10 protein-coding genes and 1 pseudogene are annotated in these 13,806 nt (G+C 59.4%); all 11 read right to left on the bottom strand.

What is annotated here, in order from left to right; translation table 11 throughout:
- The coding region (locus tag ACOVQ0_RS18880) for a CheR family methyltransferase (RefSeq protein WP_421888171.1) at positions 1-577 on the bottom strand (577 nt) is incomplete at its 3' end.
- Positions 578-617: 40 nt separating this feature from the next.
- Positions 618-2,618, bottom strand: a complete 2,001-nt coding sequence (locus ACOVQ0_RS18885; RefSeq protein ID WP_421888175.1) for a methyl-accepting chemotaxis protein — start codon at positions 2,616-2,618, stop codon at positions 618-620.
- 26 nt (positions 2,619-2,644) lie between these two features.
- A complete protein-coding gene (locus tag ACOVQ0_RS18890) occupies positions 2,645-3,139 on the bottom strand; it encodes a chemotaxis protein CheW (RefSeq protein WP_421888178.1) in 495 nt (164 codons plus the stop codon).
- The gene (locus ACOVQ0_RS18895; RefSeq protein WP_421888244.1) at positions 3,136-5,178 is read right to left on the bottom strand and encodes a methyl-accepting chemotaxis protein; all 2,043 of its coding nucleotides are present in this window, start codon (positions 5,176-5,178) and stop codon (positions 3,136-3,138) included. The genes ACOVQ0_RS18890 and ACOVQ0_RS18895 overlap by 4 nt, the downstream gene beginning before the upstream one ends.
- A pseudogene (locus tag ACOVQ0_RS18900) lies at positions 5,158-5,466 on the bottom strand (hypothetical protein); the annotation flags it as partial. The pseudogene ACOVQ0_RS18900 and the gene ACOVQ0_RS18895, both read right to left, overlap by 21 nt.
- Before the next feature lie 43 nt (positions 5,467-5,509).
- Positions 5,510-6,037 carry a chemotaxis protein CheW gene (locus ACOVQ0_RS18905; RefSeq protein WP_421888181.1) on the bottom strand — a complete coding sequence of 176 codons (528 nt, stop codon included), beginning with the start codon at positions 6,035-6,037 and terminating at the stop codon, positions 5,510-5,512.
- Between the two features lie 4 nt (positions 6,038-6,041).
- Positions 6,042-8,078: a chemotaxis protein CheA gene (locus ACOVQ0_RS18910; protein WP_421888184.1), complete on the bottom strand. Its 2,037-nt coding sequence runs from the start codon at positions 8,076-8,078 to the stop codon at positions 6,042-6,044.
- Complete coding sequence (locus tag ACOVQ0_RS18915; RefSeq protein ID WP_421888187.1) at positions 8,075-8,440, bottom strand: response regulator; 366 nt, start codon at positions 8,438-8,440, stop codon at positions 8,075-8,077. The genes ACOVQ0_RS18910 and ACOVQ0_RS18915 overlap by 4 nt, the downstream gene beginning before the upstream one ends.
- Positions 8,437-8,739, bottom strand: coding sequence for an STAS domain-containing protein (locus tag ACOVQ0_RS18920; protein WP_421888190.1), 303 nt, complete (start codon positions 8,737-8,739; stop codon positions 8,437-8,439). The genes ACOVQ0_RS18915 and ACOVQ0_RS18920 overlap by 4 nt, the downstream gene beginning before the upstream one ends.
- A 553-nt stretch (positions 8,740-9,292) precedes the next feature.
- The gene (locus tag ACOVQ0_RS18925) at positions 9,293-11,695 is read right to left on the bottom strand and encodes a TonB-dependent receptor domain-containing protein (RefSeq protein WP_421888193.1); all 2,403 of its coding nucleotides are present in this window, start codon (positions 11,693-11,695) and stop codon (positions 9,293-9,295) included.
- A 401-nt stretch (positions 11,696-12,096) separates the two neighbouring features.
- Positions 12,097-12,534: a hypothetical protein gene (locus tag ACOVQ0_RS18930; RefSeq protein ID WP_421888196.1), complete on the bottom strand. Its 438-nt coding sequence runs from the start codon at positions 12,532-12,534 to the stop codon at positions 12,097-12,099.
- Positions 12,535-13,806: the final 1,272 nt, after the last annotated feature.

The following is a 13,806-nucleotide window of genomic DNA, read 5'->3' on the forward strand; positions in this document are numbered from 1 at the left end:
TCTTGGCCTGAAGCACATAACGCCGACGCAGGTGCTCCGGGACCGGATCCACCATTTCGCGCGGGTAGATGCCCTTGATGGCGGTGGAGAGTACCTCAGTGTCGAGATCAGTGGCGATAACCTGGTAGTCAGTCCCGCGGTTCTGCGCGGCAAACTCGTCAAGAAGCATGGCGAGGGTATAGGGTTCGGCGCCGGTCGAGCAGGCGGCGCTCCAGCAACGGATCAAGCGCTGGCGGTTGTCGGCGAACTCGGGGAACACTGTCTTGAGTAGCACATCAAAGTGGAACGGCTCACGGAAGAAGTCCGTCTTGTTGGTGGTGACCGCGTTTATGAGTTGTTCGATCTCGTTCGGACCCACCCCGGGACTCAACACGAAATCACAGTATTCCCCGACATTGGCAAACCCAGCAGAGCGCGCACGGCGCCGCAAGCGTCCTTCGAGCATGGTCTGTTTGCTGGATTTGAGATTGATCCCGGCTTCGGCATAGATCAGCGCGGCCAGTGCCTTGAACTGCCTTGCGCCGATGCGATCGATTTCGGGCATGGCATCGAAGGCGGCATGGGTCATGTCGTTCATGGCGCAACTACTCGGCAGAAGATCAATGGGGCGGGAACCATCATGCCGCGCGTCCGAAGTGGCCGTCTTCGGCATCCCCGCTGCCGACGGTCAGGTCGAGCGCGAAGCCAGCAACCCGCTGTTGCTGGTGCGTCACAGAGTTAGGGTCCGCCTGGCCGTGCGCGGATCGAGGCGCGGGTCGAGCCGACGCTGCCGGACGGGACACTGACCTTGACGGTGCCGCCTTGCGGGACTTTGCAGCCCCAAGCGCGGGCATGGCAGGCGTGGTGCGCAGGGCGGAAGCATCTAGTTTGAAAAAGGCCATCGATTCCTGAAGCTCTTCGGCCCGTGCGGCCAGAGCTTCCGATGTCGAGGAAATCTGGTCCGAAGCGCTCGCATTCTGCTGCGTCACCTTGTCGAGCTGCTGGATCGCCTCATTGATCTGCGCGGCCCCGATATCCTGTTCGCGGCAGGCGGCGCTGATTTCGGTCACCAGTTCGGCTGTCCGACGAATGTCGGGGACCAGCTTGCTTAGCATTTCTCCAGCTTCGGTTGCGGCCTTGACTGTATCGGTCGAGACCGAGGCGATCTCGGCAGCAGCCGACTGGCTGCGCTCGGCGAGCTTGCGCACTTCGGAAGCCACGACCGCAAAGCCTTTGCCATGTTCGCCAGCGCGGGCGGCTTCGACTGCCGCGTTGAGGGCCAGCAGGTCCGTCTGGCGCGCGATTTCCTGAACGATGCTGATCTTCTCGGCGATCGTGCGCATCGCGTCCACTGCCTTGTCGACAGCGACACCCGACAATTCGGCATCCTTAGACGACTGTCGGGCGATCTTCTCGGTCTGCGCTGCGTTGTCGGCATTCTGTTTAATGTTCGCGGCCATCTGCTCCATCGAGGCCGAGGCCTCTTCGGCAGAGGCGGCTTGCTCGGTGGCACCCTCGGAAAGCTGCTGCGAACTGGCAGCCATCTGCGTGCTGCCGTCGGCCACTTCGGTTGCCGCCTGGCTGACGTTGCCGGCGAAGGCGCGCAACGTGTCCACCACGGCATTGATGGCGTCGCGCATGGCCTTGTGATCGCCCTGGCATTCGATCTCGACACGTTCGCCAAGATCGCCGGCTCCGAGTTTGGCGAGGACGCGGTTGCCCTCCTCGATCGGGAGGATTGTGGCATCCAGCATGCCGTTGATGCCGCAGACAAGGCGGGCGAAATCACCCACGAACCGTTGTTCTTCGCCGCGTTCGCTCAGGCGGCCTTCGGTGGCCGCAACAATCAGGCCCTGTATCTCAGAGGTGATCGACCGAAGGTTGCTGCGAAGTGTCTCGATCGTATCGTTGATGAAGGCCTTCTTGCCGGGAAACTGTTCAAGCGGCGCGTCGAAGTTTCCTTCACTGAACTCTTTGACGCAGGCCATCGCCTTCTTCTTCACCGCGATGTGCCCGGCGACCATGGAGTTAATGCCTCGCGCCATGACGGCGAAATCACCGTGAAACGCCCCGTCATCGACCACGACATCGATATCACCGCGGTCGTGTTCGGCGGACATGTGGTTCATCTGCGCAATGAGGCCCGTCAGGTTATCGCGTAGCGTGTCGATGATTTCGTTGAGGAAGACCTTCTTGCCCGGGAACCTTTCAAGGGTCGCGTCGAAGTTGCCTTCACTGAACTCCTTTACGCAGGCCATGGCCTTCTTCTTCGTCGTGATATGTGCTCCCACCAGATCGTTGATCTGGCGAGCCATATCCGCGAAATGGCCGGGCAATGCTTCTGGTTTGATAACGACATCGATGTCACCGCGATCATGCTCGGCGCTCATGTGAGCAATTGCGCTGCCGAGATCATGCGAGGGCTGGAATGCCTGGTCGAGCAAGCGATTGACGGCCTCCGCCACCGCGCGGGTCGCGGCATTGCCTGTTTGGCAGTTGAGACGTTCAGCGCAGTTCCCGCTGACCATCGCCGCTTCCACCCGGGAGATTTCATCAAGGACTACGGCTGTCGAAGCAGCGGCAAAGGGGTTAAGCGGCACACGTTCCTCCATCTTTATGTTGTGCCGGGCAGCGATCATCAGCGCCGCAGTCCCGACAGGTTGTTTCAGCCGTCGACCAGGTGCGGGTACGATCCATCACCTGCCATCGCCGTGTCTCCCGTGGTGAAAATGCGCGCGACATCGATGATCACGGCAAAGCCGGTTTCGCGTCTGACGACCCCGGTGATGTATTGGGAATTCCAGCGCACCCCGATGTCGGGTGCTTGTTCGATTTGCCGCGCATTGTAGGCGCTAACGCTGATCACGCGATCGATCACCACGCCGAGTGTCAGCCTGCGGTCGTCCATAGGGATGTCGAGTATCAGGATCCTCGTAGCGAGGGTTGGAGCGATTGGATCCAGACCGAGACGCCGTCGCAGGTCCAGCGTCGGGACCCCCTGGCCGCGCACGTCAGTAAGCCCGACGAAATGAGCAGGGCCGTTGGGCACATGCGCAGGCGGCGTATAATCTAGAATTTCGCGTACGAGCTTGACGGGCACAGCAAAGACTTCAGTGCCAAGGCCGAACTCGACGACCTGGAGATCGACCGGTTGGCTCATGCGGCACGTCCGAAATCTGCATCGTCGGGATCAGCCCCGCCGTCGGTGAGGTTGAGCGCGAAACCGGCAACCCGCTCCTGCTGTTCTACAACAGTATTGCGCTTGGGCACCGAGGGGACGGAGCGGCGCACAACTGGCGCGCTGCGGTTCGCTGGCTTCGCCTTATGTAGCGCGGGGCTGCCCGACCTGGCACCGATGTTGGCTCCCGCCTTGCCAGGTTCGATCGTGAAGAACGCTATCGACTGCTGCAATTCATCGGCCTGGGATGCCAGTTCCTCGGAGGTCGAGGAAATTTGGTCCGAAGCGCTGGCATTCTGCTGTGTTACCTTGTCAAGCTGCTGAATAGCCTCATTGATCTGCGATGCTCCGATGTCCTGTTCGCGGCAGGCGGCACTAATTTCCGTCACTAGTTCGGCTGTGCGGCGTATATCGGGGACCAGCTTCGCGAGCATCTCGCCGGCATCAGTTGCAACCTTCACTGTATCCGAGGACACGGCGCTGATCTCGGCCGCAGCTGACTGGCTTCGTTCGGCAAGCTTACGTACTTCCGATGCGACTACCGCAAACCCTTTGCCGTGTTCGCCAGCGCGAGCAGCTTCGACCGCTGCGTTGAGAGCGAGAAGGTCCGTTTGGCGAGCGATTTCCTGCACAATGCCGATCTTATCGGCAATGGTACGCATAGCGGTGACGGCCTGCGCCACTGCCTGCCCTGACAGCTCGGCATCCTTGGAAGACTGGCGCGCAATCTTTTCGGTTTGCGCCGCGTTGTCCGCGTTCTGTTTAATGTTTGCGGCCATTTGTTCCATCGAAGCAGACGCCTCTTCGGCAGAGGCGGCCTGCTCGGTAGCTCCTTGCGCAACCTGCTCGGCGCTCGCAGCAAGCTGCCTGCTCCCGGTCGAAACGTTTTCGGCGGCAACAGTGGTGCTTCCCACAACTGCCCGAAGACCCTCAATCATGCTGGCAAGAGCCGTGCCCAGTTGGTCATCTTCGGAAAGCGCGGTGTGGCGCACGGTCAGATCGCCTTCTGCGATCCGGTCGGCCACGCGAGCGGTGGTGCGAAGATTATCTACCAAGTCATTGATGGCATCGCGCATCTGCTGATGATCGCCGCGGCAATCGATCTCAACACGCTCGCTGAGGTTGCCGCTGCTTAGGAGGCGAAGCACGCGGTTTCCTTCATCGATCGGCTTGATTGTAGCATCAAGCATCCCGTTGATGCCCGAAATCAAGGTTGCGAAATCGCCGACGAAAAGCTTGTCATTGCCACGTTCCCCCAGCTGACCGGCGGTCGCTGCGTCTATCAGGCGATTAATCTCCGCTGTTATCGCCCGAAGGTTGGTGCGCAGAGTCTCGACCGTTTCGTTAAGAAAGGCCTTCTTGCCGGGGAATTGCTCAAGCGGGGCGTTAAAGTCCCCTTCTCCGAAGGCCTTGACGCAAGCCATAGCCTTCTTCTTCACTGCGATGTGACCCGCTACCATCTGGTTGATGCCGCGGGCCATCTCGCCGAAATCGCCTTGGAATCGTGTATCGTCGACCATCACATCAATATCGCCGCGGTCGTGTTCGGCCGACATGGCATTGAGTTCGCCGATGAGCCCGATCAGATTACTCCGCAGCGTCTCAATCGTCTCGTTGATAAAGGCTTTCTTCCCGGGGAACTGCTCCAGTGGGGCTTTGAAATTGCCTTCGCCTAACTCCTTCACGCAGGCCATCGCCTTTTTCTTCACGGCAATGTGACCAGCCACCATCGCGTTAATCCCGCGTGCCATGACGCCAAATTCGCCTGGAAATCTGGTGTCATCCACAGTCACATCGATATCGCCGCGATCATGCTCGGCTGACATGTGGTTCATTTCAGCGATCAGTCCGGAGAGGCTGCTGCGCAGGGTTTCGACCGTTTCGTTGAGAAAAGCCTTCTTGCCCGGGAACTGCTCAAGGGGCGCCGAAAAATTGCCGCGGCTGAATTCCGCAACGCAGGCCATCGCTTTCTTTTTCGTCACGATATGGGCGCTCACCAGATCATTGATCCCGTGCGCCATCTCCCGGTAGCGACCAGAAAAGCGGTCCGTAGGAATGAGCACATCAATATCGCCGCGGTCATGCTCTGCTGCCATTTCAGCGATATTCGCGGCAAGATCTTCGACAGGCTGCGCCGCAGCCTTGAGCAGCCCGTTGAAGGCTTCGATAACGGCTCGGGTCGAAGCGTTACCGATGCTGCTATCGAGGCGCAGCGAAAGGTCGCCACTGGAGCGGAACTCCGCCTCAACGCGTGCGATTTCGGCAAGGACAAGATCCTCTGAAATCGGCGAAAAGAAGTTGAACGGCATTGGGTCTACTCCTTGACGAGGAACGTTGATTGAGAGGCCGGCGTCATGCTGCGCTGACCATTGATCGAAAGATTTCCTGAAGATCGGGAAGCACGATCACGCTGTCCGGCTGCCGCACCAGTTCGCGCACAAATTCGCGCCTCCACCGCATGCCCAAAAGCGGCGGTTCGCTGCTGTCGCGTTGCTCTAGCGTGGCCACTTCGTGAACCTTGTCGGCGCGCAGGCCGATCTGGATTGTCTCGCTATCGAGTTCCGTTTCGATGACGACGATGCGGTGATCGGTAGAGGTGTACTTTAGCGCCATGTCTTCAGCATGGTCTCCTGGCATCTCCGCGGTCGGTTCGGTCATGCCGAAGATCACCCGAAGATCGGCGATAGGAATGATCTTGCCGCGAAAGTTGACCACGCTCGAGACGATCGCGGGTGCGCCTGGCACCCGTGTTTCGGGAAGCAGGTCAAGAATTTCGCGGATGTTCACAGCCTCGATCGCAAGACGTTCCTCTCCGATGTCGAAGGTGAGGACCTCGAGTTGGCCGTTTTCGTCCCACTGGGTTGTGCTGCTGTTCTGCATGGCGTTACCCGGCGGCGCGGAGCCGCTCCTCTCTGCTCTGACCCAGCGCAACCAGTTGTATAACGTCGAGGATCAGCGCTACTCCGCCATCCCCGAGGATAGTTGCGCCCGAGAAGCTCGGGATCGAGCGGTGTAGGCTCGACATGGATTTAATCACTGTCTGGTGGCTGCCGATGATCTGATCGACCACCAGGCCGATCCGTTCGCCGCCAGCCGCGATCACGACGATCTTCTGAAAGGCATCGGGCCGCGTGCCCGTGTCGAAAAGCTCGCGCAGCCTAAGAAAGGGCACCAACCCTTCCCGCAGCTGGATCATGCTGCGCCCTCGAGAGCGGATGTCCTCCTCAAGGCTGAGTTCGAGACATTCCTCGACCGCCGACAAAGGAATGACATAATTGCCGCCACCTACGCGAACCAGGAGACCATCGATGATGGCCAGTGTGAGCGGTATGCGCAGCGTAATGATCGAACCCTTCCCCGGTTCGCTGCTTACTTCGATCTGCCCGCGCAGCCCTTCGATCGTGCGCTTGACGACATCCATACCGACCCCTCGTCCCGATAGATTGGTCACTTGCGGGGCGGTCGAAAAACCCGGTTCGAAGATCAGCTGAAGTAGCTCGCTGTCCGAAAGGGTCTGTCCTGGCTGGATGAGGGCATTGGCTTCAGCCTTGGCGCGGACGCGTTCGCGGCTGATACCACGTCCGTCGTCCGCGATCGTGATGAGCACCTCACCGCCGGTCTGTCGCGCTGAGAGCTGGATCTGGCCAGCGGCGGTCTTACCCGATGCAAGGCGCTCGTCCTCAGGCTCTAGGCCATGGTCACAAGCATTGCGGATGAGATGAACGATGGGGTCGGCAAGCCGCTCCGAGACAGTCTTATCTATTTCGGTGCTCTCGCCGTCCGTCACCAAATTGATGGACTTGCCGGTTTCGCGCGCCAGATCATGGACAAGGCGACGGAACCGCCCAAACAAGGCCGCGATAGGAACCATGCGTAGGACCATCATCGTGTCGCGCAGTTCGTTGGCTAGCCGCTCGACCTCTTCCGAGATCGAGCGCAACGCGAGTTGGTCTGCCGCACTCGAAACGCCGCCGCAGGCCAACTGTGCAAGCCGGCTTTGAACGATTACGAGTTCACCGACGCGGTCCATCAAAACATCCAGCCGGTCAGCAGGCACACGCACGCTTTCGCCTGCCGACTTTGCGGAACGGTCGCTGGCGGCTTGGGTCGATGATTGCATGGCGTGTGCCGGGACAGCAGGGTCCGGTTCCACCGCAACCAGTGGTTTGGCTTCGTCAGTATCCGAGAGAACCGCTTTCCCGCCTCGTTCGATGACGAGTTCCATGTCATCCATGACAAAGATGAAAACGTCTTCGATCGCCTCGCGCGTCACTGTGGCGGGCAATTCGACGTCCCACGCAATATGGCACTGGACCGGATCGAGCACGTCGAGGGCGGGGATACGATTGGTGATGGCTACAACACGTGTGGCACCAAGGTCGCGCAGCTCATCAAGCAGAAGCAGCGGATTAGTGCCGTTGGCCATGGACTCAACCGGCAGGCGAAAATGAACACGCCAAGGCTCATCGGAAACCGGATCGTCGCCATCGCTGGAAGCGGGGATCGCTATCTGCTGCTCCGCCGAGGGCCCGCGCTGGTCGACCGCATCAGCACCCAAGGCGGCTTGAAGGCGCTCGAGAATGGCGGCGCCTTCGTCAGCGCAATCAGCATCCGGGCGATCAACGAGAACGCGCATGTGGTCCATTGCCGACAGCGTCACCGCGACGAGTTCGGCAGTCGCCGGCACTTGGCCTTTGCGGACTTTGTCGAACGCGCTCTCGCAATGATGGGTAAAGGCGGCAAGCGCATCAAAGCCGAACATCGCACCCGAGCCTTTGAGCGTGTGCATGCCCCGGAAAACGGTATCGATCAGAGCGCGGCTGTCCAGCCGGTGCGTCAGATCGAGGAGCGCTTGCTCAGTAGTATCGAGCAATTCTCCGGCCTCGATCCGGAAGGTTTCGGCCGGGTTTTGCGCGCTCATGCGCCGAGCACCTTACGAGTGACCTTGATTAGATGATCAGCTACGAAAGGTTTCACTAGCCAGCCGGTCGCGCCGGCAAACTTGGCCTCCTGCTTCATCGCATCATCAGACTCGGTCGTCAGAAAGATGATGGGCGTTCCGGCCTGGATAGGCAGCCGGCGGATCTCGCGGATCATCTCGAGCCCGTTCATGTTGGGCATGTTGAGATCGGTAATGATTAGATCGAACTTGGCCTCGCGCGCCTTTGAGAGGCCTTCCACGCCATCGGCAGCTTCGACGACTTCGTGTCCGGCCCCGTCCAAGGCGATCCGGATCGCCATACGCATGCTTGCGGAGTCATCGACGGTCAGGATCGATGTCATTGGACATCTCCTTCCAGCCAGAACGCGCGGGCGTCGGGATTATCTTCGGACACAAACCCGGCACGCTCAAGCAAGGCGGCAAGGGACCGCCCAGTCGACCTCGCGAGCCGAAACTCTTTACCGTTGTCAGATGCAAACTTTCTTGCAGCTACAATGAGCTGGAGGAAGCTCACATCCGCATCCTTCACAGGCGACAGGTCGAGCTCAAGGTCCTCATGGACCTGAAGTTCTTCCAGCATCGCGGCGTGGATGCCCTCGATCGCTTGTATGTTGGCGCTTTCGCCCAGAGCCATGACCATCTGAACTTCCCGATCCTGCGTTCGCCTAGGAAGCTACAGATGAGATGTGACCTTTGATCTCCAGACCGATAGCGATTAGCACGCTGGCCGATCTTAGCCTGAAAGAAAGCACGTTCGGCGATTTCTCCTAATGTACCGTCTGCAAGGGCAGACAAGAGCGTGCTCTTGACCGAGCAATGGGCCCTTTAAAAACCTTCTCGCGGTATCCGCCGCTCGTTGCGAGGTTGGCGCGCGGCAGCCGAACAGGTCGGCAAGAACCCAGCTCATCGCCTTTCCAGAGCGAGAATCGGCTTCGCCTTTCTCGCATATCGCTGAAGGCTCGTTGGCGGTAACCCTGATCCGGGACGCGCAGGATCGGGCCCGATCGCCCCTGTCTCCCTGACCCTTCTTCGAGACGCAGGCATAACGGTCCGGGCTGGAGGCGATCGATGTGAGACCCAAATCAAGGACGCGTTTGAGAGCCCATCAGTCTAAGACAGGCTCTCAAACGGTTTGGTGCGAAGGTGGACCTATGCCGCGGTGTTTTTCTGCGGTCTGGCGACACCCTGGCCGGTCAGAACATGTAGCGCAGTGACGCGGTAACCGTGCGGCCGTTCATCACTTGCCCGTTGACAATGCCCGATGGCGGGATGCTCGGCGCTTGCATTGCTACCACAGCCAGATCGTCGAAAACGTTAAAGGCGTTGACCGCAAGTGTCAGGCCGTCCGTGGGGCGGTACTTCAGGAAGGGGCTCACTAGCACATAGCCGGGCTGCACCAGCTGGTTGGTGTCCTGCGCAAAGCTTTCGGTGGTGCCGTTTACAACTGCACCGACCGTCAGCTTGCCGAACTCTGCTGCAGGCCTTGCAAAAAAAGCGAAATCCGGGATGTGGCGCGGCGTTAGGCCATTGAAGGCAGGGGCGATCGCATCGTTATCGATCTTGGCCTCGGTCCAGGTGGCGCCAACCACCATGGAGAGTGGGCCCTTACGCAATTCGCTCTCGAATTCGAGACCCTTGGCGCTGTAGGTGCGTTTGATCTGCTGAACGAAGGCCTGACCATTGGCATCGGCGGTGATCTGTGCGTTGCGCTCATCGGTCGAAGCCCAGAAGCCGGTGAGGAACAGACTGAAGCCGTTCTTGCGGTACTTCACACCCGCCTCTGCCTGCTTGACCATTGAGACGATGATCTCGGGATTTGCGGGGCGGCCGGCAACGGGATCGAGTGTCTCGGTCCCGATCGCATTCTCTGCGCTTGCCCGCCCGCCGCGACTGTAACGCGCGAAAGCCGAGAAACTGTCAGCGAAGCGGTAGTTTACACCAGCGGAGTAGGAGAGGTAATCGTAGTCGTAGTCCACTGCCGCCGGGCGGGTCAGCGGAAGGATCGGCACCCGGCTTTCCGGAAGCGAGACCTGCCCGTCGCCATTGACATCGACCGGCGCGAACAGCGGTCGTCCATTTCCAAAGCCCGGCGAGAAGACCTGCCCCTGGACATTGCCCTTATCCCAGCGAATGCTGGCACCCACGGCAAGCTTGCCGATCTGGTAATTGATCGAACCATAGGGAGCCAGTGTGTCGTAACCAACGTCGTATCGATTGTGGTAGATGCTGAACGGCAGGCCCACTGCGAAGCCGTAAGCCAGCGTGCCCGCATCAGTTACTGGAATGTTTGTCGCAGTGGTGATGTTGACGGGCGCATTGCGCCCGCCGCCTGCTACGTCCTGCAAGCTGCTCGTGAAGTTCCAGAACATGCGCACATCCTGACGCGACGTGTAGACGCCTGCAGTAGTGGTGAGCTTGCCCTCGCCCGCCTCCCAGACGCGGGTCGCGCGCAGATCGTTGGTGGTGTTGTCCAGGCTTTCGAGATCGGCATAGATCCGGGCCGTCAACGAGAGCAGTCGCCCGTCAGTGATCGCCTGACCACTCTGCATTCCGGCAGCGTAGGAGAGGCGTGCACCCGGCCCACCGAACTGAGCAAAGAAAGGCGCGGGCGCGGTCACAAAGGGAGCGATCTCGTTATATTCACCGCTGATGTCGGCAAAGCGGAACCGGTTGGTCACCGTGAACCCGGCAATATCGAACTGCGCTTCTAGCCCTACCGCTTTGACATTCGAGGCAAGTCCGTCGCGCGAGTCGAGCAAGGTGCGGTTATTGTTCCGATCGACTTCGGCGTAGGAGGCAGTGAGCGGCGAGAGGAAGCCTTGTTCGCGCGGATCGTAACCGCCGATGAAACCGACCTCGGGGTCGGCGTTGGTGCCGGTGACCCTGAGAGGAACGTTGCCGTAGTTTGGCTGCCGGTCATCAAGGAACTTACCATAGACGCGGATGTAGCCTCCCTCGAATTCCTTGGTGACGTTGGCCTTGATCTGGCCTCCCGAAAAGCCGGTGAAGCCAATCTCGCGCGGGCCTTCGCCGTTGCGATAAAAGCCTCCGACATGGAAGCGCCATCCGTCGCCAAGCGGCGAGCCATAGGCGAAGTCGATCCGCTTCAGGTCATGGCCGACGCCGCTCGACACCTGGACTGTGCCGCCCTTTGTTTCGCCAGTTTGCGAGATGAAGTTGATAAGCCCGCCCGGTGAATTGGACGCAAAGGTCGAAGCCGATCCGCCACGAATTGCCTGAACCTGGGCAAGCGTAAGGTCGGCGCGCAAAAACTGGTCGATCCCGGCGAACTGGATGTCGCCGAATTCGAGCACTGGCAGACCATCTTCCTGCAACTGCAGGAATTTGGACCCCTCCGCCGCCAGCGGCAAGCCGCGGATTGTGATGGCTGAATAGCCGTCAATATCGGATGTCTCGGACCGGATTCCTGGGATATTCTGGAGGATGCCCGCAACCGAACTGACCGAAAGTTGCGCGAGATCGTGATCATCGAGCACGCTCGCAGAGATGGCAGTGTCGAGCAGGTCGCGGCCCTTCGCAACGCCGGTCGTGAAGGATTTGGCGGAAGGCACTGGAGCGGTTGCTTCGCCCTTCACATCGGGCTCTTGGCTGGCCTCACTATCATTTGCATGGGCAGGAATGGCTGCGCTGGCAAGCAGGGTAGCAGTAAAGACTGACGTAACACGCACAGTATGAATCTCCAGTAGACGAACACAGATGCTTGCGCATGCGATTAAGCGCCCCTGTATCGCTATGGAGTTTCTGCCTCTTTAGTAGTTCCCCTGATTCTGAGGATGCCCAAGGTGTATAATTTCAAAATCGGCCACGTGATTGTTCGACAAAAGGCGGAAGTTGCAAACCCGGTGCCCTCCCCCAACAGCGCTGTGATCTTGCTCTAAGTCGATGCCGATCGGGTTATCCAGCCGACGCTGGACTGCAGCTCCGTAGGTTTGAACGTCATAAAGGGCACAGGCGGCAAAAATACTGCTTCTTCGCCCTACGAACTCAGGATCGCGGTGACCGCATTTCGCCCCGTTTTGGTGAGATAGACATAATCGACTGATGGGTGGGTTGGAGCCGCAGAGCGTGATAAAAGGCCAGCCTGCTCCATTGCGTCCAGCCAACGCAGAGCGATCTTCGGTGCTATCAGTGAGGCTTCGCAGAGCTCTGCTTCCGAAGGTTCGCGGCCCCGCTCCTCCTTCACGAAGAGATCCAGTAGCATGGCCCAAGCCGCATCGCTGAGGAACTCTTTGGTAAGATAGCTGATCCGGACTTTACGGCGTTCGAGCTCGCGTTCGGCAAGTGCAAGCAGGTACTCAGAGCTCTTCGTGCCGTTGGTTCCGCTATCTGCATGAAAATCCGGCACATTGGACGCAGGAGTTCCCAGTTCCTGCGCATTCTGTTCGGGTTGGCAGAACTGATGTGCAGCGCTCATGTTTGACACTGTTATGTCGTCCTTTAGCTCTACCCCCGTCGCCCCACCCTCTCGCACCACAATTGCGTTCTGTATAGTTCATTGTTTATAAAACTTTGTTCTATTGAATAGAATAATTGCGGCATGGCTAGAGCGCCGTGACACCCTTCCTTCGCGTTCGCGCCTCGGTCAACGACCACCGATCGGGGCACGAAGGCGCACGAACCAACATTGGCACAGCACCCTGCCCTGCCCTGTCAGCCTAAGAGCCAGGTTGAGTGAAGTTTTCAGAGGGCGACAAAAGCCGGGGTGGTCAAAAGGCAGAACGCACTTTTCAGCCTGGACACCAGAGCTGCCCTTCCGCTGGGGGCGCGCCATTCGTGGCTTAGGTGGGAGTTGTAGGGCGACCAGTGCCCTCCCCCGCTCGGCAGTCACGAGCGGCCTCTTGGCCACCGAAACGGGCATGACCGAAGAAAATGATGACCCTGCGCTCGGGTCGTATCGCAGGGTCATCGGGGCCAGCCCCCAAAGGGTTGGAGGGCCAGTTTTCTAAACACCGCACACAGCGAAGCGGTGCTGTTGATTGATTAATCCCGAGTGCACTTTGGTGCAACCCCAACCTTCGGCACTGCTGTCTTGTCGCTCTATCGGACCGGACACACCATATCAGACATGCTGCTCGCGATGCCGCTTGGGGCGCGCAGCGTTGTCCAAGATTGCGGTCATACAGGTAACGACCATGGGCAATGTGTGCATTGGCCGGCCTCTGCCTTGCGGCGGAAAGCGCGCTGAATGTCGCGTTTCCAAAAATCCGCCGGTCACGCGACTGGTGCGCGACCGGCGGCATTCAGCATCGCAGCCAAGGGAGGGAGGAGGGAGAAGCTAAGGCTGCTGCATGCTGTTTACCTAAGCATGGTTTCAATAGGTGTGCTGGCGGCATAAGGGAAATCTCGTGTGAGCAGGTAGCTATAGACAGCCCAGGGCCCTGCTTGGGGAGCGGTTCACCCTCTCCTTGCGTATTGCAATCGCAGCAAATGTAGCACCGCGACACAACGTACGAAGTGCTCCCAGGTAAGAGCCAAACCGCCAAATCATGACGCAAGTGTCAGCGGCGCGCCGAACATCAAGCTGGAAAACGACAGCATGCTGTCGTAGTGTACGCGTGCGAGGGTCGCACGTTGCCTCTCGCGGTCCGCCAAGAGAGCGATGCGGTGTCGAAGGTGCGCTGACAATGTCAGTACCTTCGACACCCTCCATGTACGACGCCTGACGTCAGGTTGGTCTGCAACGGGA

The organism is Novosphingobium sp. (assembly GCF_049240505.1).
Taxonomy (GTDB): Bacteria; Pseudomonadota; Alphaproteobacteria; order Sphingomonadales; family Sphingomonadaceae; genus Novosphingobium.